The sequence below is a fragment of the Sphingobium anseongense genome (genome assembly GCF_037725245.1).
GTDB lineage: Bacteria > Pseudomonadota > Alphaproteobacteria > Sphingomonadales > Sphingomonadaceae > Sphingobium.
The window spans coordinates 214,785-238,920 of record NZ_JBBJUL010000004.1 but is presented as its reverse complement, the minus strand read 5'-3'; the positions used below and the strand labels follow the sequence as shown (position 1 = coordinate 238,920).

19 protein-coding genes are annotated in these 24,136 nt (G+C 62.5%); 7 read left to right on the top strand and 12 right to left on the bottom strand.

Annotated features, from left to right (window positions below; genetic code table 11):
• Positions 1-32: 32 nt before the first annotated feature.
• The gene (locus WG908_RS07470; protein WP_340185936.1) at positions 33-611 is read right to left on the bottom strand and encodes a nuclear transport factor 2 family protein; all 579 of its coding nucleotides are present in this window, start codon (positions 609-611) and stop codon (positions 33-35) included.
• A 426-nt stretch (positions 612-1,037) separates the two neighbouring features.
• Here WG908_RS07470 and WG908_RS07465 point away from each other — a divergent pair, with 426 nt between their 5' ends.
• Both WG908_RS07465 and WG908_RS07460 read left to right on the top strand, forming a co-directional pair.
• The gene (locus tag WG908_RS07465; protein WP_340185935.1) at positions 1,038-1,283 is read left to right on the top strand and encodes a hypothetical protein; all 246 of its coding nucleotides are present in this window, start codon (positions 1,038-1,040) and stop codon (positions 1,281-1,283) included.
• 117 nt (positions 1,284-1,400) lie between these two features.
• On the top strand, positions 1,401-3,179 hold the full coding sequence (locus tag WG908_RS07460) for a tetratricopeptide repeat protein (RefSeq protein ID WP_340185934.1): 1,779 nt from the start codon (positions 1,401-1,403) through the stop codon (positions 3,177-3,179).
• Positions 3,180-3,588: 409 nt separating this feature from the next.
• Here WG908_RS07460 and WG908_RS07455 read toward each other — a convergent pair whose 3' ends face one another.
• The 6 genes from WG908_RS07455 to WG908_RS07430 form a co-directional block, all read right to left on the bottom strand.
• Positions 3,589-5,583 (bottom strand): acetyl-CoA carboxylase biotin carboxylase subunit, encoded by a 1,995-nt coding sequence (locus WG908_RS07455; protein WP_340185933.1) that lies wholly within the window; start codon positions 5,581-5,583, stop codon positions 3,589-3,591.
• A 600-nt stretch (positions 5,584-6,183) separates the two neighbouring features.
• The gene (gene bioB, locus WG908_RS07450) at positions 6,184-7,176 is read right to left on the bottom strand and encodes a biotin synthase BioB (protein ID WP_340186070.1); all 993 of its coding nucleotides are present in this window, start codon (positions 7,174-7,176) and stop codon (positions 6,184-6,186) included.
• Between the two features lie 2 nt (positions 7,177-7,178).
• The gene (scpA, locus tag WG908_RS07445) at positions 7,179-9,332 is read right to left on the bottom strand and encodes a methylmalonyl-CoA mutase (RefSeq protein WP_340185932.1); all 2,154 of its coding nucleotides are present in this window, start codon (positions 9,330-9,332) and stop codon (positions 7,179-7,181) included.
• 167 nt (positions 9,333-9,499) lie between these two features.
• Positions 9,500-9,937 (bottom strand): methylmalonyl-CoA epimerase, encoded by a 438-nt coding sequence (gene mce / locus WG908_RS07440; RefSeq protein ID WP_340185931.1) that lies wholly within the window; start codon positions 9,935-9,937, stop codon positions 9,500-9,502.
• Complete coding sequence (locus WG908_RS07435; protein ID WP_340185930.1) at positions 9,934-11,118, bottom strand: acetyl-CoA C-acyltransferase family protein; 1,185 nt, start codon at positions 11,116-11,118, stop codon at positions 9,934-9,936. Before WG908_RS07435 ends, mce begins: the two co-directional genes overlap by 4 nt.
• Before the next feature lie 21 nt (positions 11,119-11,139).
• Entirely contained in the window at positions 11,140-12,672 is a 1,533-nt protein-coding gene (locus WG908_RS07430; protein ID WP_340185929.1) for an acyl-CoA carboxylase subunit beta, read from the bottom strand.
• 122 nt (positions 12,673-12,794) lie between these two features.
• Between WG908_RS07430 and WG908_RS07425 the strand changes: the two genes are divergently transcribed.
• Both WG908_RS07425 and WG908_RS07420 read left to right on the top strand, forming a co-directional pair.
• Positions 12,795-14,210 carry a helix-turn-helix domain-containing protein gene (locus tag WG908_RS07425; protein WP_340185928.1) on the top strand — a complete coding sequence of 472 codons (1,416 nt, stop codon included), beginning with the start codon at positions 12,795-12,797 and terminating at the stop codon, positions 14,208-14,210.
• 60 nt (positions 14,211-14,270) lie between these two features.
• Entirely contained in the window at positions 14,271-14,987 is a 717-nt protein-coding gene (locus WG908_RS07420) for a 2OG-Fe dioxygenase family protein (RefSeq protein WP_340185927.1), read from the top strand.
• A 3-nt stretch (positions 14,988-14,990) separates the two neighbouring features.
• On the opposite strand, the gene gorA is transcribed toward WG908_RS07420, so the two are convergent.
• Both gorA and pgi read right to left on the bottom strand, forming a co-directional pair.
• Positions 14,991-16,337 carry a glutathione-disulfide reductase gene (gorA, locus tag WG908_RS07415; RefSeq protein ID WP_340185926.1) on the bottom strand — a complete coding sequence of 449 codons (1,347 nt, stop codon included), beginning with the start codon at positions 16,335-16,337 and terminating at the stop codon, positions 14,991-14,993.
• Between the two features lie 20 nt (positions 16,338-16,357).
• Complete coding sequence (gene pgi, locus WG908_RS07410; protein WP_340185925.1) at positions 16,358-17,863, bottom strand: glucose-6-phosphate isomerase; 1,506 nt, start codon at positions 17,861-17,863, stop codon at positions 16,358-16,360.
• A gap of 170 nt (positions 17,864-18,033) precedes the next feature.
• On the opposite strand from pgi, the gene lepB reads away from it, so the two are divergent.
• Genes lepB through era form a run of 3 tightly spaced genes read left to right on the top strand, consistent with a single transcriptional unit; the run spans position 18,034 to position 20,507 of the window.
• Positions 18,034-18,873: a signal peptidase I gene (lepB, locus tag WG908_RS07405; protein WP_340185924.1), complete on the top strand. Its 840-nt coding sequence runs from the start codon at positions 18,034-18,036 to the stop codon at positions 18,871-18,873.
• A complete protein-coding gene (gene rnc / locus WG908_RS07400) occupies positions 18,870-19,541 on the top strand; it encodes a ribonuclease III (protein ID WP_340185923.1) in 672 nt (223 codons plus the stop codon). The genes lepB and rnc overlap by 4 nt, the downstream gene beginning before the upstream one ends.
• 60 nt (positions 19,542-19,601) lie before the next feature.
• A complete protein-coding gene (gene era / locus WG908_RS07395) occupies positions 19,602-20,507 on the top strand; it encodes a GTPase Era (RefSeq protein ID WP_445326684.1) in 906 nt (301 codons plus the stop codon).
• A 1-nt stretch (position 20,508) separates the two neighbouring features.
• On the opposite strand, the gene WG908_RS07390 is transcribed toward era, so the two are convergent.
• The 3 genes from WG908_RS07390 to WG908_RS07380 form a co-directional block, all read right to left on the bottom strand.
• Positions 20,509-21,141, bottom strand: coding sequence for a DUF1345 domain-containing protein (locus tag WG908_RS07390; RefSeq protein ID WP_340185921.1), 633 nt, complete (start codon positions 21,139-21,141; stop codon positions 20,509-20,511).
• Between the two features lie 13 nt (positions 21,142-21,154).
• Complete coding sequence (topA, locus tag WG908_RS07385; protein ID WP_340185920.1) at positions 21,155-23,761, bottom strand: type I DNA topoisomerase; 2,607 nt, start codon at positions 23,759-23,761, stop codon at positions 21,155-21,157.
• A gap of 213 nt (positions 23,762-23,974) precedes the next feature.
• The gene (locus WG908_RS07380) at positions 23,975-24,127 is read right to left on the bottom strand and encodes a DUF1275 family protein (RefSeq protein WP_340185919.1); all 153 of its coding nucleotides are present in this window, start codon (positions 24,125-24,127) and stop codon (positions 23,975-23,977) included.
• Between the last annotated feature and the right edge of the window lie 9 nt (positions 24,128-24,136).

Below are 24,136 nucleotides of genomic sequence, written 5' to 3'. Positions count from 1 at the left end.
CAATGGGAGGACAGCCCGGAATGGCCACCGGCTTATCGCAAATATACCGGATCGCTCCGGTCACGCGAGGAACGGTGCTTGAGCAGATCATATTGGCCGCCCTCCCTGATCCCGGTGTACAATTCCACGCGATTGAAAGCGGGCACAATCTTCCGCTTGAAGATGCGCCATTCCCCTTGTCTGCGCTCGAAGATGTCGAGGTAGCGACCGCCGAAAGTAAATTCGATGACGTCATCATCCTTGAAGCCGGCAGCCAGGGCATTTTCCTCTCCCAGCAGCGCCGCGCGGCTGGCATGGGTAGGATGTGACAGGTGAAATGCGGTCAGGTACATTTCGACATAGGCGCGGTCGCCATCCAGTTCGATCAGGATGTTCGATATGCTGTGCTGGCTCACCTCCCACATTTCGGGGATCAGCTTTTCGAACAGTTGGGGAATGATTGCCAGCGCTGGCCCTTCTGCCGGGCCGCCATCGAACCCGCCATCTTCCCAAAAGGTGGTCTTGAAAAGTTCGACATCGAGCCGGTCGGCTGCGCGGGCATAGCGATGAACGACATCGGTTATTTGTTGACGATCCAGCATCTGCGATATTGCAACCGATTGATTATCCATTTGTTATCCTCGCATGACGACATTGATTCAGCCCAATCTCGGATATGCGAGATGCGCTTTCCTTGTTACCACTATCAAGCGGTGCATCGGCCGACCATGAGGCAGGGCAAAGGCGATATCAGCCCTCCGACGGCATCTGTCCTACGCTCTTTCATAGCTGTTCTGAATCCGGCCCCGCGCCATTTGTCAACAATATCGCCACGATCATACAAGTAGGGCGCGGCATATAGGCGCAAAGCAGACACAAAAATCAGAGAGTTGAGGAGAGTCTATCGGAAATAATTTTTGAATGGCGTCTTGTCGCCCGCATTTGTTCCGCAATTCGATGCTGGTCACAGATAATGCAATCCGCAGGTTGATTGGCGGAAAATATAAATGGTGCGATCGCTTATCCCGCGAAACGCATATTAAATCAGGACAGGATCAATGGAAGAGTTCGATGAAGATGCAGCCGTCGATATCGACTGGAGCGAAATGAGCGAGGTGTATTTGGGCGTGGGAAGGCCGCTGGCGTACGAGGACTGCGAAATATCGCGCATTTCGTTAAGGGAGGCAGTGCAATTCGTCCGAGACGCAGGCTACCAGGATAGGCGAATTGTGACGGCGGACGGCGTCGAATATGCCGGCCGTTCTCTCGAAACCCTGATGAGCGAGCAGGCGGGCGCCGATTAGGTCACGCTTCGCGGGTGGGATTACGGAGTGCAGGGTAAGGTCGCTCCGCGTGCAGGAGCAAGAAATCTGTGATATGGAGATCGTCCATCGACCGGCTTGAGGGTGCAGGAGATGGCGATGAAAAAGATCTGGCTTCCGCTTTCGCTTGGCATGGCGGCTCCCATGCTGATGAGTGTAGCCCCGCCGCCCCAGCCGAAATATGCGGCGTTACTGCTTGATCGCTTCGACCCCACAATATCTGCGCGCAGTCTTTGCGGTGGCAGGAATATCGCCAGGGGATCGATGCGTGCGATGCTGTTTGCGGCAGCACCCTTCACCCGGTCGACAGCCGATGTGCGAGCGCCGCTTTACGAGAATATGGGAAGCGTCCACTTTCCCATTACGACAGCCATTCCGATCGTACAGCGCTATTTCGATCAGGGACTGGCATTCGCCTACGGCTTCAATCACGCAGGGGCGATCGCTTCATTCCGCGAAGGGCAGCGGCTCGATCCCGACTGTGCCATGTGCTTCTGGGGAGAAGCGCTTGCCCTTGGCCCAGATATCAACGCGCCGATGGATCCCGCCTCCAACGCTCGGGCCGTTGGCCTGGCCCGCTATGCTCTATGGCTCGCACGCAAGGGAACTGCAGCAGAACAACTGCTGACGACCGCCATGACCAAACGCTATTCGGATGATCCGAATGTAGAGCGTGCTGCGCTGGATGCCGCCTATGCGGATGCGATGCTGGCGGCGGCAGCGGCACAGCCGGCAAATGACGACATCGCGCTGCTGGCGGCGGAAGCAGCGATGAACACCCGCCCATGGGATTACTGGCAAGCGGACAGGCGAACGCCGCAGCCGCGACTGGCGGAAGCGGTTGGTCTGGTCGAGGCCGTACTCCAGCGAAATCAGGATCACCCGCAAGCGGCGCATCTTTACATCCACCTGATGGAGAACGGACCTGATCCAAGGCGCGCAGAAGCGGCAGCAGATCGCCTGGCCACGCCACTTGCGGCCGGATCGGCGCATTTGGTCCACATGCCGTCGCATATCTATTATCGCGTCGGCCGGTGGAAGGATTCCATGCGCATCAACATCGCCGCGGCTCGCGCTGACGAGCGATGGATCAGGCTAAGCGGAGACCACGGCCTGGTCCGCTACGGCTATTATCCGCATAATGTTCACTTCATCGTCACGTCTGCGCAGATGGCGGGAGACATGGCCACCGCCATTCGCGAATCTCGACGGCTGGAACAAATTCTTGATCCTGCCACCAGCGCCAGGATCGCGTGGGTCCAGGCGATACATGCCGCACCCTATTTCGCCGCGGCGCAATTCGCCGCGCCCAGGCAGATCCTCGCAATGCGCGCGCCCGATGGACGGTTGCCCTATGCAACCGCGATCTATCATTATGCCCGCGCACTCGCCTATGCCCTGCAGAGGAACCGGGCAGGCTTCGACCAGCAATTGTCAAATCTGCGCGCGCTGCGCCAAAGCGATAGCTTGCAGCCGATGATCGACCAAGGTGTGCCTGCGCGCGACCTCCTGCAACTGGCGGAAATGGTGGCTGCGGCGCGTTGGGCCGATGCCAGCGGCCAGTATCGCGACGCCGAGAAACTCTATCGGAGCGCCATCGAAATCGAAGCTTCTATCCCCTATATGGAGCCGCCATTTTGGTATTATCCCATCCATCAATCGCTGGGTGGCGTGCTGTATCGCCAGCGCCGTTATGACGAGGCGCTGGCTGCTTTTACCACTGCGTTGGCGCGCTCTCCCAACAATGGATGGGCCATTTATGGTGTGGCGTCGTCGCATCGTGCGCTGGGTAGGACAGCACAGGCCGCAGCCGCCCAAGCCGCTTTTGCGAAAGCGTGGGTAGGTGATCCAACTTGGCTGAGGATGGACCGCCTCTAGAGCGCGCCACGCTTAGTCCGACGCAATTGGCGCGCTCCAGGTCTATGTTTTCGCTTCGTTTTTGGCGGAAAGCCGGTTTTCCCATTTCCGCAAGATGCTCTAATCTTCGAAAATCGCCTCGCATGGATAGCCGGCGAGATGAATGCCCTGCACTAACTCACGCGGCACCGCGCCGTGGCAGCGGCCTGGCGATCTTCAGGTGCCGATTGCCTTCCTGCGATCAGCAGCATTTCGAAGCGCGGCAGGTACAGTTCTCCCGATATTGATCATATCCGGCAGGACAAATGTGATGAGGCCCGCGAACGGCGTTGCGGCGACGCGCGCAAAGCCCGTCGCCGCTCCGGCAACCAACGCTACAAAACAAGCATCGAGATCAGCGCCTGGCTGGGCCGGAAGCGCCGATCCAGACCTATTCCATTTCGAGGATGATCGCATCGACCGGCAGGCTTTCGCCCTGAGCGGCCGATACGCTCTTGACCACGCCGGATTTTCCCGCGCGCAGGATATTCTCCATCTTCATCGCTTCGATCACCGCCAGCGGCTGGCCGGCTTCGACCTTGTCGCCTTCCTTGACATGCAGCGCAACCAGCAGGCCGGGCATCGGGCAAATCAGGAAACGCGAGAGATCGGGCGGAATCTTGTCGATCATATGCGCAGCATAGGGCGCGGCATGCGCGGGCAGGATGCGCAGCTTATGACTAGCGCCGTGGGCGGTCAGTATGAAGCCTGCGCGCACCGGAGCAATCTTGACCGCCAGTTCCTCGCCATCGAATTCCGCCTCGATCAGCCGGTCGCCCGGCGTATATTCAAGGCTCATGTCCAGCGCGGTTCCATTCACGGTAACGTCATCGCCGCTAATAACGACGTCATAGAGGGTGGCGTCGTCGCCGGTCCCGATCTTCACCTGCCAGCCGGTGGGTGCCTTGAGCTTCTTGCCCAGTTGCCCCTCGATCCGGCGGGCGCGGTCGGCCTGCGCCATCGCGGCAAAGGCGCCTACCGCGGCCAGCTTGCGCAACAGTTCCGGCGACGCGGGCGCGCCCTGGAAGCCGTCAGGATATTCCTCGGCAATGAAGCCGGTGGTGATATTGCCCGAACGGAACCGCTCATGCTGCATCAGGGCGGACACGAAATCGATATTATGCCCGGGCCCGTCAATCTCGAATTTGTCGAGCGCGACGATCTGCTTGTCGATGGCTTCGAGCCGCGTGGGCGCCCAGGTGATCAGCTTGGCGATCATCGGGTCATAGAACATGCTGACCTCGCCGCCTTCCTCGACACCGTCATCGACGCGAACGCCATTGCCGGTCTCGGGCGGGTTATAGCGGATCAGGCGACCGGTGGACGGCAGGAAGCCGCGATAGGGGTCTTCGGCATAGACACGGTTCTCGATCGCCCAGCCGTTGATCTTGACGTCGTCCTGGGTGAAGCTCAGCGCCTCGCCGTTCGCAACGCGGATCATCTGCTCGACCAGGTCGACGCCGGTGATTTCCTCGGTGACGGGATGCTCGACCTGAAGCCGGGTGTTCATCTCCAGGAAGTAGAAGCCGTCGCCGGTCTTGTCCTCGCCCGAGACGATCAGTTCGACCGTGCCGGCGCTGAAATAGCCGACAGCGCGGGCGAGCGCGACGCACTGTTCGCCCATCTTCTTGCGCATCTCCGGCAACACGAAGGGCGATGGTGCTTCCTCGACCACCTTCTGGTGGCGGCGCTGAATCGAACATTCACGTTCGTTCAAATAGACGATATTGCCATGCTGGTCGCCCAGCACCTGGATTTCAATATGGCGCGGGCTTTCGATGAACTTCTCGATGAACACGCGGTCGTCGCCGAAGGAGGCGAGACCCTCGCGCTTGGTCGCCTCGAAGCCTTCGCGGACGTCCTGTTCGCTATAGGCAAGGCGCATCCCCTTGCCGCCGCCGCCGGCCGACGCCTTCATCATCACCGGATAGCCGATCTCGTTGGAGATTTTGACGGCATGTTCGGTGTCGTCGATCACGCCGACGAAGCCGGGGACGACATTGACGCCTGCTTCCAAAGCCAACTTCTTGGACTCGATCTTGTCGCCCATGGCGGCGATCGCGTTGGCCGGGGGACCGACGAAGATGATGCCCTCTGCGTCGAGCGCGTTGCGGAAGCTCTCGCGCTCCGAAAGGAAGCCATAGCCGGGGTGGACCGCGTCGGCGCCGGTCTGCTTGCACGCAGCGATGATCTTGTCGGCCAGCAGATAGGACTGGGCGGCGGGCGACGGGCCGATATGCACCGCCTCATCGGCCATCAGCACATGCGGCGCGCGCGCGTCGGCGTCGGAATAGACCGCGACGGTCTTGATGCCCATCTTCTTGGCCGTGCGCATGACACGACACGCGATTTCGCCACGGTTCGCGATCAGGATTTTTTTGATCATTAATCAGGATTCCCGCCAAATAAAAGATAAGATGAGTGTTTCTGACAAAATGAAGAGCAGAAAGAACGCTCCAGCAATGGGCCATTCCCAGTCGGGCGAAATTCCTATCGAATGACCTATTAAAAACCCGGCGACCAGCCACGCAGCCACAAAGAATGCAGGTGCTAATACGATCAATGCAGCGGCCGAAAGACCCAGCTTAAGCGAAATTTTCACAACGCCGCGTCCAAATAAAGACCGTTACCCTGAACTTGTTTCAGGGTCCATCGTGCCCCAATCGACCGCATCGCGGGGGGAGAAATGGATGCTGAAACAAGTTCAGCATGACGAAGAGGGCGGAGACGCATCACGCCACCCCAAACTCGCACTCGCCTGTCATGCCGGACTTGATCCGGCATCCCGCTGCCTTCGCGCCATGCAGAAGAAAAGCGAGACCCCGGATCAAGTCCGGGGTGACGAAGGTAGTGCCTACCTGACTCCTCTCCTCTTTAGGGGAGGGGTTGGGGGTGGGGCCTCGCCCCATGGGCTGCGTCAGGAGGACAGGCCCCACCCCAACCCCTCCCCTGAAGGGGAGGGGCTTTCGAAAAGCCAAACCTTGAATCACTCCGCCGCCTCCAGATGCCCATGCCGCTGGGCGGCCATCGCTGTCATACCCAGCTTCCCCAGCAACGCGGCATCCTTGTCGTCGCCGGCATTCGCGGCGGTCAGCAGCTTGTCGCCGGTGAAGATGCTGTTCGCGCCGGCCATGAAGCAGAGTGCCTGGCACGCCTCGCTCATGCTCTCGCGCCCCGCCGACAGTCGCACCATCGACTGCGGCATGACGATCCGCGCGACGGCGACGGTGCGGACGAATTCCACCTCGTCGATCTTCGCGAGTGGCGTGTCCTTGAGCATGTCGCCCAACACCGTGCCCGCGACCGGGACCAGCGCGTTGATCGGCACGCTTTCGGGGTGCGGCATGGTGGCCAGCGCGTGGAGGAAGCCGATGCGGTCGCTCCGCGTCTCGCCCATGCCAACGATGCCCCCGCAGCAGACATTGATGCCAGCATTGCGGACATTTTCCAGCGTCTCGATCCGGTCCGCGAAAGTCCGCGTCGTAATGACGTTGGCGTAGTTTTCCGGCGAAGTGTCGATGTTGTGGTTGTAGTAATCCAACCCCGCGTCGGCCAGCGTCTTCGCCTGCCCCTCGTCCAGCATCCCCAGCGTCATGCAGGTTTCCATGCCCATGGCGCGCACGCCCTGCACCATGGCGACCAGCTTGGGCATGTCGCGCTGCTTGGGATTGCGCCAGGCGGCGCCCATGCAGAAGCGGCCCGATCCATGGTCCTTGGCCTGCGCCGCCGCCTGCAGCACGGCCTGCACGTCCATCAGCTTGGTCGCCTTGAGGCCGCTGTCCGCCTCCGTCGACTGCGAGCAATAGCCGCAATCCTCCGGGCAACCGCCGGTCTTGATCGAGAGCAACGTCGAAAGCTGCACCGCGTTGCGCGGGTGGTTGGCGCGGTGGATCGACTGCGCTTCGAACATCAGGTCGTTGAACGGAAGGTCGAACAGCGCGGCGATTTCCTCGCGCGTCCAGTCGGTGCGGGCGGTCATGGTCACGCAGCTTCCCCCAGCCCCGCCGGGGGCATGTTGTGGCCGAGGAGGCGCAGCACATCGGCGGCGCATTCCACGACGTTGGAACCCGGCCCATAAATGCCCTGCACCCCGGCGTCACGCAGATAGTCATAGTCCTGTGGCGGGATGACGCCGCCGGCGATGACCTTGACATCGGTGCGCCCGGCTTCGCGCAGCTTCGCAATCAGTTCGGGGATCAGCGTCTTGTGCCCGGCCGCGAGTGAGGAAGCGCCGACGACATCGACCTCATTCTGCAGCGCCAGCACCACGGTTTCGTCCGGTGTCTGGAACAGCGGCCCCGACACGATATCGAATCCCATGTCGCCAAAAGCCGACGCGATCACATTGGCGCCCCGGTCGTGCCCATCCTGCCCCATCTTGGCGACGAGCAATTTGGGCTTGCGACCAAGGCGCCGCTCGACGGCCTGCACGCCGTCAAGGATCTGCTGCCAGCGCGGGTCGCCCTTATAGGGCGCGGAATAGACGCCCTTCACCGGCGTGGGCTGGGTGCCATAGCGGTCGAAGCTCTCTTCCATGGCAAAGGAGATTTCGCCCAGCGTCGCGCGAGCGCGGGCGCATTCGACCGCGAGCGCGAGCAGGTTGTTCTCGATGCTCGATGGCTGCGCGGCGCCTTCCCGCAGCGCCTGCAACGCCGCCTGGCACTTGGCTTCGTCGCGCTCGGCCTTCATCTTCTTGATGCGGGCGATCTGCCCCTCACGGACCTTGGCGTTGTCGATGTCCAGCGTTTCAAGCAGGTCCTCGTTCGCGAGGCGGTATTTGTTGACGCCCACGATCACATCGTCGCCACGGTCCACCCGCGCCTGGCGCGCCGCCGCCGCCGTCTCGATCATCGCCTTGGGCCATCCAGCCGCCACGGCCTTCGCCATGCCGCCATCGGCCTGTACCTTGTCGATGATCTCCTGCGCGGCGTCGACCAGCTGCTGCGTCAGCGCCTCGACATAATAGGAGCCGCCGAGCGGATCGACCACCTTGGTCATGCCGGTTTCTTCCTGGATCACGATCTGCGTGTTACGCGCGATCCGGGCGGAAAAGTCGGTGGGCAGCGCAATCGCCTCGTCGAGCGCGTTGGTATGCAGCGACTGGGTGCCGCCCAGCATCGCGGCCATCGCCTCGATCGTGGTGCGCATGACGTTGTTATACGGATCCTGCTCGGTCAGCGACACGCCGCTGGTCTGACAATGGGTACGCAACATCTTGCTGCGCTCGTCCTTCGCGCCCAGCTCCGTCATGGCGCGATGCCATAACACGCGCGCCGCCCGCAGCTTGGCGATTTCCATGAAGAAGTTCATGCCGATCGCGAAGAAGAAGCTCAGGCGCCCGGCAAATTTGTCGATGTCGAGGCCCGACGCCACGCCATATTTCACATATTCCATGCCATCGGCGATGGTGAAGGCCAGTTCCTGTACCTGCGTCGCACCGGCTTCCTGCATATGGTAGCCGGAAATGGAGATGCTGTTGAACTTTGGCATCTCGCGCGACGTATAGCCGAAAATATCGCTGATGATCCGCATTGATGGTTCGGGCGGGTAGATATAGGTGTTGCGAACCATGAACTCCTTGAGGATGTCGTTCTGGATGGTCCCATCGAGCAGCTTGCGATCGACCCCCTGCTCTTCGCCCGCAACGACGAAGAATGCCAGGATCGGAATCACCGCGCCGTTCATCGTCATCGAAACCGACATCTGGTCGAGCGGAATGCCGTCGAACAGGATCTTCATGTCCTCGACGCTGTCGATCGCGACGCCCGCCTTGCCGACATCGCCGGTCACGCGCGGGTGGTCGCTGTCATAACCGCGATGGGTCGCGAGGTCGAAAGCGACGCTCAACCCCTTCTGCCCCGCCGCCAGGTTGCGGCGATAGAAGGCGTTGGATTCCTCGGCGGTCGAAAAGCCTGCATATTGGCGAATGGTCCAGGGCCGGCCCGCATACATTGACGCACGTACGCCCCGCGTGAATGGCGCAAAACCGGGAAGACCCGGATCGGCCGTCACATCGTCGGCCGTGTAGAGCGGCTTGACGTCGATCCCCTCCGGCGTCCGCCAGGTCAGGTCCTTGCCCTTCACTTCCTTGGCGGCTGCGGCGGTCCATTGGTCCAGCGTCGGCTTCTCGGTCATTTGCACTCTTCTCCCCTCTCCCTTGAGGGAGAGGATATGCAGGCTTGGCGGCTTGTCCGCTAGCCGAAGTTGTTGAGGGGGTGGACCTCGCGATGGGGCGGAACCCCTCACCCTCCCACCGCTGCGCGGCGGGCCCCTCCTCTCCCCAGGGAAGAGGGTCTTTAGGCCTAGTGCGCCGCTTTCGGCGTCTCCATGATCTCGGTCAGTACTCCGTTCATGTCCTTGGGATGCACGAAAAAGATCAGCGTGCCATGTGCCCCGATGCGCGGCTCGCCCAGTACGCGTGCGCCCTTCGCTTCGAACCAGGCCTTCGCCTCCTGAATGTCGGGCACTTCGTAGCACATATGATGCTGCCCGCCCGCCGGATTTTTGGCGATGAAGGCCGTGATCGGCGAGCTTTCGTCGAATGGTTCGATCAGTTCGATCTGCGTTCCCGCCGTTCCGTTCTCACCGGGGGTATCGACAAAGCATACCTTCACCCCCTGCGCCGGCAGGTCGAAGGGCTCGTGAATCTTGGTCGAGCCCATGATGTCGCGGTAATAGGCGATGCTCTTTTCCAGGCTCGGCGTCGCGACACCGATATGGTTCAGGCGACCAAGCTTCATGGCTCCACCCTTTCCACGACGATGGCGATGCCCTGCCCGCCGCCGACGCACATCGTCGCCAGGCCATAGCGGCCACCGGTCCGCTCAAGCTCATAGAGCAGCTTGACGGTGATGATCGCGCCCGATGCGCCCACCGGATGCCCCAGCGAAATGCCCGATCCATTGGGATTGACCTTGTCGGGGTCGAAGCCCAGTTCGCGGGCTACGGCGCAGCTTTGCGAAGCGAAAGCCTCATTGGCCTCGATCACGTCGATATCGTCGAGCGTCAATCCGGCCCGCCTAAGCGCGATCGGCACGGCCTTCACCGGCCCGATGCCCATAAGGCTCGGCTCGACCCCGGCATAACCCCATCCGATCAGCTTCGCCATCGGCTTGAGCCCCTTGGCGTCGACCGCGGCCTGCGACGCAAGCACAACGGCAGCGGCTCCATCGTTCAGGCCCGAGGCATTGCCGGCGGTTACCGAGCCTTCCTTTTCAAAGGCCGGACGCAGCTTCGCCATGCTGTCTAGCGAGACGTCGGTGCGGACATGCTCATCGGTCTTGAACTCGGTGACGCCCTTGCGGGTCTTGAGTTCGACCGGCAGGATCTGCGTGTCAAACCGACCTTCCGCCTGCGCCAAGGCAGCGCGACGATGGCTTTCGACGGCCAGCGCATCCTGATCTTCGCGCGTGACCTGATAGCGGGTCGCGACATTTTCCGCCGTCACACCCATATGAATGCCTTCGAACGGATCGGACAAAACGCCCAGCATCGCGTCGATCGCGGTCATGTTGCCCATTTTCTGGCCCCAGCGGCTCGCGGTCAGCACATAGGGCGACTTGCTCATGACCTCGGTGCCGCCCGACACGACGACCTCCGCTTCGCCCAGCGCGATCATCTGCGCGCCCGATACGATCGCCTGCATCCCCGAAGCGCACAGGCGATTGACGGTCAGCGCCGGAGCCTCGATCGGCACGCCTGCCTCGACAGCGGCGATGCGCGCGACGTAGGAGTCACGCGGCTCGCTGGGGATCGCCTGACCCATAACGACGTGCTGGACATCGCGCCCCTCGATCCCGGCGCGCTTGATCGCCTCGGCAATTACCAGCTTGCCCAGCGTTGCAGGCGCCATATCCTTGAGCGTGCCGCCGAAATCGCCGATCGCGGTGCGGACGCCGCTGATGATGTAGATATTTTCCATTTTTCTTCTTTCGCGCCGCGGTCAAAGCGGGATGTTATCGTGCTTTTTCCAGGGATTTTCGAGCGCCTTGTTACGCAACTTGCGCAGGCCGAGCGCAATGCGGCGGCGCGTCGAATGCGGCTGGATCACTTCGTCGATGAAGCCCTTGCTCGCCGCCACGAACGGATTGGCGAAGCGGTCTTCATATTCCTTGGTCTTTTCCGCGATCTCTTCGGTCGATTTGCCACGGAAGATGATTTCCACCGCGCCCTTTGCGCCCATCACCGCGATTTCCGCAGTCGGCCAGGCATAGTTCAGGTCGCCGCGCAGATGCTTGGAAGACATGACGTCATAAGCGCCGCCATAGGCCTTGCGCGTGATGACGGTAATCTTGGGCACGGTGGCTTCGGCATAGGCAAACAGCAGCTTGGCGCCATGCTTGATGATGCCGTTATGTTCCTGCGCGGTGCCCGGCAGGAACCCCGGCACATCGACCAGCGTGACGATCGGAATGTCGAACGCATCGCAAAAGCGGACGAAACGCCCCGCCTTCTTCGATGAATTGATGTCGAGCACGCCGGCCAGCACGAACGGCTGGTTAGCGACGATGCCGATGGTCTTGCCCTCGACCCGGCCAAAGCCGCAGATGATGTTGCCGGCATGGGCTGGCTGCACCTCGAAGAAATCGCCTTCATCGACGATCTTCCGGATCAGTTCATGCATGTCATAGGGCTGGTTGGCGTTAGCCGGGATCAGCGTGTCCAGGCTCGGTTCGATCCGGTCCCACGGGTCGGCGGTCGGGCGTTCCGGCACGGGTCCCTTGTTCGAAGCCGGCAGGAAATCAACAAAGTCACGCACCGCCAGCAGCGCCTCGACGTCATTCTCGAACGCCATGTCGGCTACGCCCGACTTGGTCGTGTGCGTGACGGCGCCGCCCAGTTCTTCCTGCGTCACCACTTCGTTGGTGACAGTCTTGACCACGTCCGGCCCGGTCACGAACATGAAGGAGCTGTCCTTCACCATGAAGATGAAGTCGGTCATCGCCGGCGAATAGACCGCGCCGCCCGCACATGGCCCCATAATGACACTGATCTGCGGCACCACGCCCGAGGCGAGCACATTGCGCTGGAAAATCTCGGCATAGCCGGCGAGCGATGCCACACCCTCCTGAATGCGCGCGCCGCCGGAGTCGTTGAGGCCGATCACGGGCGCGCCGACCTTCAGCGCCATGTCCATGATCTTGCATATCTTCATCGCATGCCGTTCCGACACCGCGCCGCCATACACGGTAAAGTCCTGGCTGAAGACGAAAACCAGCCGACCGTTGATCGTGCCCGACCCGGTTACCACGCCGTCGCCTGGAATATGCTGTTCGTTCATGCCGAAATCGACGCAATTATGCTCGACATACATGTCGAGTTCTTCAAAGCTATGTTCGTCCAGCAGCACTTCGATCCGCTCGCGGGCAGTCAACTTGCCCTTCGCGTGCTGGGCGTCGATACGACGCTGGCCGCCGCCCATGCGGGCGCCCTCGCGCTTGGCTTCGAGCTTCTCGATGATGGCAAGTTTCGACATGTGCGGCGGTTCTCCGTCCGAGGCGGGCCAAATGTGACGCCCCCCCTTCTCAAAGCTGCGGCCATTTCGCAAATGCAAATTTGCGGATTTGCAAATACCGATTTTGCAAATATAGCTCTTTCATGGCGCGCGGCACTCGCATCTTCGCTGGCCCCAGGCTTAGACAGCTCCGCCTCGACCACCGAATGGACCAGGCGACAATGGCGCTCGCGCTGGGCATTTCAGTCTCTTATCTCTCGCAGCTTGAGAATGACGACCGCCCTTTGACGGCCAAGGTGAAGGCAGCGCTCGCCGGCGCTTTCCCGGTCGACTGGGCCAGCTTCGACAAGCGCGAGGAAGAGCATCTGCTGGGCGCATTCACCTTTGCACTGGGCCATCCCGAACTGCCGGGCGCATCGCTGGAGCCGGAGCGAATCGAAAAGCTGCACCTGCAATTCCCTGAATTCGCGGCGCGCTATGTCGATCTGTACAATGCCCATCTGCGCGCCAACGAGCGGATCAACATGATCGAGGAAGCGATCGCCAGCGACAATGGGGTCGAGGCGCGGCTGCCCTGGGAAGCGGCGCGCGACTGGTTCCATGAAGCCGGCAATTATATCCACGCCATCGACTGCCTCGCCGAAGAACTGGCCGCGAAGCTGACCGCGGGCCAATCGCTCGACGAGGGCATGCTGGTCGAGGCGCTGGCGCGGCGGCACGGCATCGAAACGCTGGTGGCCGATACCCCCGATTCCTCGCTGCGATCCTACACGCCTTCGGAAAAGCGGCTGTTCATCAACGCAGCACTGCCTACTGAAAGCCGCAAGTTCATGCTCGCACACCAGCTGATGATGCTGGAAGGCGCGGCGGAGATCGCGGACATCGTCAATCGCGCGGCGTTGCCCGTCGTCGGCGCGGATCGCCTGCTCACGATCGGCCTTGGCAATTATGCCGCCGGCGCGCTGCTGCTGCCCTATGCCCAGTTCCGCGAAGCCGCGCGCGTGGCGCGGCATGACATCGACCGGCTGGCCCGGCGCTTTGGCGTCAGTTTCGAACAGGCCTGCCACCGCCTGTCCACCCTGCAACGGCCCGGTCTGCGCGGCATTCCCTTTTTCTTCTGCCGTGTCGACATGGCCGGCAACATCACCAAGCGCCACAGCGCCACCCGCCTGCAGTTCGCGCGCTTCGGCGGTGCCTGCCCGCTATGGAACGTGCATGAGGCGGTCGCCATCCCCGACCGCATCAACGTCCAGCTCGGCGAAACACCCGACGGCGTGCGCTATGTATCGATGGCCAAGGGACTGGTGAAGCCGTCGGGCAGCTACGCCCGCACCCCGCGCCGCTACGCGGTTGTGCTGGGCTGCGAGGTCGCGCACGCAGCCAATTTCGTCTATGCCGACGGCTTGCTGCTGGAGGATGAGGGTGCGGCGACGCCGATCGGTGTCAGCTGTCGCCTCTGCCCCCGCCAAAGCTGCGATCAGCGCGCTTTTCCCCCGGCGGACCGTCCCATCCATGTCGATCCGGACAACCGGCAGATCGTCCCCTACTGGATCGGGTGAACCGCCACCCTGCGGAAAGCGGCCCTGTCGCTCGTCCCTGCTATCACCTATCCGATGGTCATGATCGACACCCAAGCCACGCTGGCAACGCATCTGCGCGCCGATATCGCCGCCCACGGCCTTGCCCGTATCGCCGCGGACCGGACCTTCGGCCTGCTGGGCGAGGCGGCTCGCACAGGGTGGGCCGATTTCGCGGCATCATGGGATCATCTGGGACCAGACCTCTATATGGCCGATGGCGGACGCTATCGCCGCCGCGCGCATGCGACCTTTCGCTGCACGGGACGCGATTTCGGGCGACTCGCCCACCGGCCCCATTTCCAAAGCCGGGACTATAATCCGCTCAATGGCGATGTGCAGCGCTGGTTCGACCCGGTCGACCAGGCGGTGATCGACCATCCCGTCACGAAAGCGATCTTTGCCCTGTGCGCCGATACATTTCCCGATCCCCGGCCACGCCACGTCGAAATGCACCAGTTCCGCATCGAGACCCGGCCCGGCCATGTCGGCCGGCCCACGCCCGAAGGCCTGCATCGCGACGGTGTCGATCATGTGCTGGTGATGCTGATCGCCAGGACCAATGTGCGCGAGGGCGTCACCCGCATCGGCGCGCCCGATGGCATGGCGCTGGGCAAATTCATGCTGGCCAGGCCCGGCGACGCGATGCTGATCGACGACCGCCGCATCCTGCACGGTGTAACGGAAATTCACGCGGTCGATCCCACGCGGCCAGCGTGGCGCGATGCGCTGGTGCTGACCTTCGCTCCCGCTGCCTGACCGCTATTTCAACAGCACCAGCTCTTCCGCCATGCTCGGGTGCAGCGCGACAGTATCGTCGAAATCCTGCTTGGTCAGCCCGGCCTTCACCGCGACCGCCGCCGCCTGCAATATTTCGGGCGCATCCGGGCCGATCATATGCAGGCCCACGACACGATCGGTGGTCGCATCCACCACCATCTTATACAGCGCTCTCTCTTCGCGTCCGGCCAGCACGTTCTTCATCGGCCGGAAGTCGGATGTATAGATCTTTACCGTCCCCAGCTTGTTGCGCGCCTGTGCTTCGGTCATACCGACCCCGGCCAGCGGCGGATGGCTGAACACGGCGGACGGGATGCAGCTATAGTCGACCATGCGCGGGTTGCCGCCGAACACGGTATCGGCAAAGGCATGGCCCTCGCGGATCGCCACCGGCGTCAACTGCACCCGGTCGGTGACGTCGCCCACCGCATAGATGCTTTCGCAACTGGTGCGACTGTAATCGTCGACCTTGATCGCGCCCTTGTCGTTGACCTCGACGCCAGCGCTTTCAAGCCCAAGCCCTTCGACATGCGGCCGCCGACCGGTCGCGAACAACAGCGTGTCGCATGCTACCGGATCGCCGTCGGCGAAGCGGACGCACAATGTGCCATCCTCGTTCTTTTCGATCTTCTCCATCACCGCGTTGAAGCGAAAATTGATTCCCTTGGTGATCGAGATTTGCAGCAGCCGGTCGCGCACCGCTTCCTCATAGCCGCGCAGCAGCGTGCCGGTGCGGTTGACCATGGTGACATGGCTGCCGAACTGGTGAAAGATGCCCGCGAACTCGTTAGCGATATAGCCGCCGCCGACGATCACGATGCGTCCCGGGCACCTGTCCAGGTGGAATACCTCGTTGGACGTAATGCCATGTTCGGCGCCGGGCGTATCGGGAATGACCGGCCAGGCGCCGGTCGCCACCAATATATATTTCGCGCTCACTTCACGCCCGCTCGCCAGCCTGACGCCATGTGGCCCGGTGATGGTTGCGCGCTCCGGGATCATCTCGACCTTGTGGCTGTCGAGGGTATTTTTGTAGAGACCTTCCAGCCGGTCGACCTCGCCCAACACATTGTCGCGCAGCGTCGTCCATTCGAACCCGCAGTCGGGGACGTTCCAGCCAAAGCGGCGCGCATCGCTCAAATCCTCGGCGAAATGCGCGCCATAGATCAACAGCTTCTTGGGAACGCATCCCCGAATGACGCAAGTGCCGCCGACGCGAAACTCCTCGGCAACCGCGACCCTGGCGCCGTGCGCGGCGGCAACGCGCGAAGCACGCACCCCGCCTGACCCTGCGCCGATGACGAACAGATCGAAATCATAGTCGCTCATGCACCTCTCCTAATATGATGTCAGGCCGCGCCCAGCGCGATGTCGATCAGCGCCGTGGTGGACGGGTCGAAACCCTTCGCGCCCGCAGCCCCTATCGACCTTGCAATCTCCTTGCCCAGTTCCACGCCGAACTGGTCGAACGGATTGATCCCCATCAGCACCGCGTTGGCGAAGGTACGATGTTCGTAGAATGCGATCAGCGCGCCCAGCGCGTGCGGCGTCACATCGTCCAGCAGGATGGTGGTCGACGGCCGCCCGCCAGGATAGGCGCGCGCCGGATCGGCATCATTGCCCCTGCCCTGCATCAACGCCGCTCCTTGCGCGAAACAGTTGACCAGCAGCGCGCGGTGATGCGCCGGGTCGAGCGCATGACCCGGCTCGCGCGACGCGATGAATTCAACCGGCGTCAGCACGGTGCCCTGATGCAGCAACTGGAACACCGCATGTTGCGCGTCGGTGCCGACGCCGCCCCAGGTAATGGGCGCCGTCATACCGGTCACGGCCGCGCCATCCAGCGTTACCCCCTTGCCGTTGCTCTCCATCTCCAGTTGTTGCAGGTACGATGGCAACAGCGCCAGCCGCTCGTCATAGGCGAACACCGCGCGGGTCTGGCACTTCATCACCTGCGCATAATATTGATCGACAAACGCCGCAATCAACGGCGCGTTCTCACGCGGGTCGCTCAGGCGAAAATGCCGGTCCATCGTCGCCGCGCCTTCCAGCAGGCTTTCAAACGCATCCCATCCCAGCGCCAAAGCCGCGGGAAAACCGATCGACGACCAGAGCGAATAGCGCCCGCCGACGCTTTCGCTGAACGGCAGCACCCGCGTTTCATCCACGCCCCACTCCATCGCCCTTTCAGGCGCGGCGGTCAGAGCGACGACCCGGCCATAGGGGTCGTCCACGCCAGCCTCTATCATCCAGTTGATAGCACTTGCAGCATTGAGCATCGTTTCTGTGGTCGTGAAGGTTTTCGATGCGATCGCGATCAACGTCGCGGCGGGATCGAACCGGTCCATCACCCGTTCCAGCGCCACCCCGTCGACATTGGACACGATTGCCACATCATAGCGCGCACCATCGCCGTCCAGTGCGTCGACGATCAGTTCCGGCCCCAACGCCGATCCGCCGATGCCGATATGCAATATGTGTCGCACGGGCCCCAGCGCCTCGGCCTCGATCGCATCGATCAGCGCGCGCATCCGCTGATGCAGTATCTTCGCGCGCGCGACGCTTTCAGGATGCCCCTCGCCCCGCTCGGCCGGATGCTCGGCCGCACGCCCTTCGGTCACATTGACGGCCTCGCCCGCGAACAGCGCGTCGCGACGGGTGGCAAAGCCCCGTTCGTCTGCAAGGTCCAGAAACCCCGCCACAACCGCGTCGGTCAGGTGCGTCTTCGACCAGTCGAACCGGATAGGCCCATGGGACAGCACATATTTCGACAACCGAACCGGGTCGGTCCTGAACACCGTCCTGAGGTCGATTTGCGGCATTTGCGACAATGCGGCGAGAGCAGCACTCGTCATTTTCATTCTCCATCACTGATCGACATCGACGCCGCACTCATCGATTCTTTCCTCCCTAGCCAATAAAGCCCGGCAATGCACCGCCTCCGGACGCTTGACGCGGATCATGCCAGGCCGCAAAAGCCGCCACGCCCGCGTTCGGGGCATTTTGACTGGAAAGACGAGCCGGCATGAGCGCAAAATCAGAAACGCGGGACTTTCTCTGGTTCCTCGCCAAGCTCGCCCTCTTCGTCTTCATCCTCCGCAGCTTCATCGTTTCGCCATTCAACATCCCGTCGGAATCGATGCAGCCGCGCCTGCTCATCGGCGACTATCTGCTGGTGGCCAAATGGCCCTATGGCTATTCGCGCTACTCATTGCCATTTAGCGTTCCGTTGATCCCCGGCCGCATTTTTTCGTCCACTCCCGCGCACGGCGATGTGGTGGTGTTCAAGGCGCCTCCGACCCAGAAAAACGATTATATCAAGCGCGTCATCGGCCTGCCGGGAGACCTGATTTCGGTGCAGGAAGGCACCGTCTATCTGAACGGCCAGGCCGTGCCCCGGCAGAAGGTCGCCGACCTCGTCATCCCGGTTACCCCCAATATGACCGAAGCCGCCAATCGCGCTGGCGATGCCTCCCCCTGCTTCCGCCCCTCGTTCGAGGAAGCCGCGCCCGGCGGCGGCCGCCAGTGCCGCTATCCCCAATTCCGCGAAACACTGCCCGCCGGCAAGGATGGGCCGGCCAAAAGCTATAATGTGCTCGACCTCATTCCCGACAGCCCCAAGGACAATTTCGACACGGTGCTGGTGCCCGACGGCAAGCTGTTCATGATGGGCGACAATCGCGACCGCAGCGCCGACAGCCGCTTCCCCGCGCAGGAGGGCGCCGGCATCGGCCTCGTTCCCCAGGAAAATCTGGTCGGCCGCGCACTCATTTCGGTATTTTCAACCGATGGCAGCGCCAACTGGCTGCTGCCCTGGACCTGGGTGACGGCGGCCCGCTTCGACCGCATCGGGGAAGGTTTTTGATACGAACCGACACAGGCGCGTGGCTGGAAGCGCTGACGGGTCGCGCGCCCGTCGACACCGGCCGCTTCGTCCAGGCGCTGACCCATGGCAGCGCCAACGCCAATAATTACGAACGGCTCGAATTTCTGGGCGACCGCGTGCTGGGTCTCATCATCGCCGAATGGCTGTTCGCTCGCTTTCCCGACGAACCCGAAGGCAAGCTGTCCCGTCGTTTCAACGTGCTGGTTTCGGGCGAAACCTGCGCCGACATCGCGCGCGCCGTCGGCGTGCCTGCGCATCTGATCCTGGGCAAGCAGGCGCGGGACGATGGCGCGGTCGACAGCGACAATGTTCTGGGCGACGTCATGGAAGCGATGATCGGCGCGCTATTCCTCGATGCCGGCATGGACGCGGCCAAGGCGCTGGTCCGCCGCCTGTGGGCCGACCGCGTAGACAACCAGGCGGCAGCCCCCAAGCATCCCAAATCCGCGCTTCAGGAATGGGCCGCCGCGCACAAGCGCAAGCCACCCGAATATGTGATGACCGGCAAGTCCGGCCCTCATCACGCGCTGCGCTTTGCTGTCACCGTATCGATCAAGGGCGCGGGCGAGGCCAGCGCAGAGGGCGGGTCGAAGCAGGAAGCCGAAACGGCCGCAGCCACCGCGCTGCTGGATAAGCTGACCGGCTGAATTTATGCTATGCCGTGCGGCAGCTACCGCATCAGCGCGAACGGAGACAGAGTGAACGAGATCGTAGAACAAAATGCCAAGCGCTGCGGCGTCATCGCCATCGTCGGCGCGCCCAATGCGGGCAAATCGACGCTGGTCAACGCGCTGGTGGGCCAAAAGGTCGCGATCACGAGCGCCAAGGCGCAGACCACCCGAACCCGCGTCATGGGCGTGGCGATCGATGGCGATGCGCAGTTGGTGCTGGTCGACACGCCCGGCATCTTCGCACCCAGGCGCCGGCTGGACCGCGCGATGGTGCAGGCCGCCTGGGGCGGCGCGCAGGGCGCGGACCTGATCGCGCTGGTGGTCGACGGCAAAGCGGGTCTCGGCGCCAAGATGGAGCCGATCATCGACGCGCTCGCGGCGCGCAAGGAACGCAAATGGCTGATCCTCAACAAGGTCGACATCGCGATCAAGGAAAAGCTGCTGCTGCACACCCAGCGCCTGACCGACAAGCTCGACATCGCCGAAACCTATTTCGTTTCGGCCCAGACCGGCGACGGCCTGCCCGAACTCAAGAGCGCCTTTGCCGCCGCCATGCCGCGAGGACCGTGGCATTTCCCCGCAGATCAGGTGTCAGACGCCACCGACCGCATGCTGGCGGCGGAAATCACGCGCGAACAACTCTATCACCAACTCCACGCCGAACTGCCCTACGCTGCGGCTGTCGATACAGAACAATATAAGGAACGTCCCGACGGCTCGGTCGAGATCCACCAGCAGATCCTGATCGGCCGCACCAGCCAGCGCGCGATCGTGCTTGGCAAGGGCGGCCAGCGGCTCAAGGAAATTGGATCGAAGGCGCGCGCCGAACTGGCGCAACTGCTGGGCGTCACGGTCCACCTCTACCTTCACGTCAAGGTGAAGGAAGATTGGGAAGACGATCGCGGCATCTATCGCGACATCGGACTGGACTGGGTGGAATAGCCTAGCCGCCGAGCACGTTGATGGTGAACGCCAGCACGCCGATGTTGAAAGCAAAGGCCAGCAGGCCGTGCAGGATGACCGTGCGTCGCATCGTGCTGGTGGTGATCGATATGTCCGATGTCTGGAACGTCATGCCGAGCGTGAAGGCGAAATAGAGGAAATCCCAATAGGCCGGCTCGTCCTCGCCCGGAAAGGCCAGTCCGCTGCTGTTTTCGCCCTGCGCGTTCGGCAGGTAAAAGATATGGGCATAATGCAACCCATATATGGTATTGGAAAACAGCCAGGCACTCGCCAGCGTCACCAATAGCAAGGCGATGCCGGCGCCGCCATACCCGCCATACTCCCACACGGTCGCCAGCCCGACCGCGATCAGGACCACGAACGACACGATCGCGGTGAGCAGAAGCATCATTCCCCGGTTCGCATCATTGGCAGCGGCATGTTGCCGGATACTATCGGCATGCGTGTCGATCAGCGGAATGACCGACAGCAGAAAGGCGATTGCCGCGACGTCGAAGCCGGCCATGACCGCTTCCGGCCACGGCAGCACCAGCGCGAATGGAGCCATCGTCGACAACAGCGCCAGGAACATGCCGTAACGCCAGGGGAAAAATGGCTTGGCGGACGTAGTCATGACCGCCCCACGATCACGCTTCCTTTGCGGCTTTCTTGGCCGGAGCCTTTTTCGCGGCTCCGGGCTTCTTCGCCGTATCGGCCTTCTTCGTCGCCGCTTTCTTCGGCGCGGCCTTTTTCTTGCCCTTCTTGGCCGGGGCCGCCGCCGCGCGCGCATCGATCAGTTGCGCGGCTTCCTCCAGCGTCAGCGCATCCTTGTCCACCGTCTTGGGCAGGGTCGCGTTGGTGGTGCCGTCGGTGACGTAAGCGCCATAGCGACCCTCCATTAGCTTGATCTCCAGCTCCGTGCGCGGATGCGCGCCCAGCACCTTGAGCGGCTCCCGCCCGGCGCTGCGCGGCCCCCGGTTGGCGGCTTCGGCCAGCTTAACGACCGCGCTGTTCATGCCGACCTCGAAAATCTCCGACGTCGATGACAGCCGCCCATATTTGCCGTCATGCAGCAGATAGGGTCCAAAGCGCCCGATATTCGCGACAATCGGCTTGCCCGTTTCGGGGTGCAGGCCAATCTCGCGCGGCAGGCTGAGCAGTTTGACAGCCCAGTCCAGCGTCAGTTCGCCATCGGGCAGATCCTTGGGAATCGACCCGCGCTTGGCCTCCTTGCCTTCGCCCATTTCGATATAGGGACCAAATCGGCCGGATTTCCTGACGATATCCTGGCCGGTCTCGGGATGCTTCCCCAGCACTTCGGGTCCCGTATCCTCGCCATCCTTGCCGCCTGGCTGGCCGAACTTGCGGGTATATTTGCATTCCGGATAGTTGGAGCAGGCGATGAACGCCCCGAACCGCCCGCCGCGCAACGACAATTGCCCCTCACCACAAAGCGGGCAAGCGCGCGGATTGCTGCCGTCGGCCTTGGGCGGGAACAGCATCGGCTCCAGAAACTTGTCGAGCGCGGCGGTAATGTCGCTCGGCTTCTGCTCCATCACCTCGGCGGTCTTGGGCTTGAAATCCTTCCAGAACGCTTCCAGCACCGCCTGCCACTGCGCTCGGCCACCGGAAATATCGTCCAGTTCGTCCTCAAGCCCCGCGGTAAAATCATAGGAGACATAGCGCTCGAAAAAGCGTTCGAGGAAGGCCGTGACCAGCCGCCCGCTTTCCTCGGCGAAAAAGCGGTTCTTTTCGATCCGCACATAGTCGCGGTCCTTGAGCACCTGGAGCGTCGAGGCATAGGTGGACGGACGCCCGATGCCCAATTCTTCCAGCCGCTTGACGAGGCTGGCTTCCGAATAGCGCGGCGGCGGCTGGGTGAAATGCTGCTCGGCGCTGACCTTCTTCTTGGCCGGCGCGTCACCCTCGCTCATGCGTGGCAGTAGCTTGCCGTCATCGTCGTCCCCCGACCCGGCATGTTTGCCGTGGTCGGCAGCAGAAACGTCATCGCGGCCTTCCTCATACAGCGCCAGGAAGCCGGGGAAGATCACCACCTGCCCGGTTGCGCGCAGCGTATGCGTGCCGGTGGCGTCGTTCATGTCGATCGTGGTGCGTTCCAGCCGCGCCGACGCCATCTGGCTGGCCAGCGCCCGCTTGAACACCAGGTCATAGAGCCGCGCATGGTCGCCGCTGCCCACCTTGTCGCGCGAAAACTCGGTCGGGCGGATGGCTTCGTGCGCTTCCTGCGCATTCTTCGCCTTGGTCTGGTAGATCCGCGGCTTGTCGGGCACGTAGCCGCCGTCATAGCGCTCCGCGATCGCCCTGCGCGCGGCAGAAATGGCGCTGCCGTCCATCTGCACGCCGTCGGTCCGCATGTAGGTGATCGCGCCATCCTCATACAGTTGCTGCGCGATCCGCATCGTATGGCTGGCGGAGAAACCGAGCTTGCGCGCGGCCTCCTGTTGCAGCGTCGATGTAGTGAAAGGCGGCGGCGGGTTGCGGGTGAGCGGCTTGGTCTCGACCTTCTCCACCGTGAAGCGCCCGGCCTCGACATCGGCCTTAGCGGCCATCGCATCGCCTTCGCGACCGATCGTCAGCCGCTCGATCTTCTCGCCCTTCCAGCGGACCAGCCGCGCGGTGAAGGCGGTGCCATCCTGCTCCATGTCGGCGGCGACCGACCAATATTCCTGCGGAGTGAAGCTCTCGATCTCGCGCTCGCGCTCCACCACCAGCCGCAGCGCAACCGACTGCACCCGGCCTGCCGACTTGGCGCCGGGCAGCTTGCGCCACAGCACCGGCGACAGGGTGAAGCCCACCAGATAGTCTAGAGCGCGGCGCGCGCGGTAGGCGTCGATCAGATCCTCGTCCAATGCGCGCGGCTTGGCCATCGCGTCCAGCACCGCCGCCTTGGTGATCGCGTTGAACGTCACCCGGTCCACGACGGCGGGCAGCGCCTTCTTGGCGCGCAGCACCTCCTGCACATGCCAGCTGATCGCTTCCCCCTCGCGGTCGGGGTCGGTGGCCAGGATCAGCCGGCTCGCCTGCTTGGCGGCGTCGCTGATGGCCTTGAGCTGCTTGCCCTTGTCGCCATAATTTTCCCACTGCATCGCAAAGCCATGGTCCGGGTCGACCGATCCATCCTTGGCCGGCAGATCGCGGATATGGCCGTAACTGGCCAGAACATGAAAATCCCCGCCCAGATATTTCTCGATGGTCTTCGCCTTGGCGGGAGACTCGACGATGACAAGCTGCATTATGACCCCGATTTGGAAATCTCTCACATATACGCGCGAGTGTGTAGGGGGGCGGAGGAAGGCGTCAAGCGTTCTGCTGCGCTCGACGGGCCATCTCCGCCATGAGCGCCACCAGCAGCAATATGGCAGCGCTTTGGCGCCGACCCGCGCTCGCACCGACAATCGCGCCAGCGCATACCCCGGCGACAAAGCAGAGAATGAGGATAGCGGCCGCTACAGCATCGCCTCGCGCCTCTGCAACGCACCGACAGCCAGTCGCGTCGAATTGCCGCTCATGAACGAAACGAAGAAGCCCGACGTCGTCAGAAAGCCGAGCACATCGATATACCCCGCCAGGAAGGCAAGGGCGATTGCAAATGAACGCATGTGACGCTC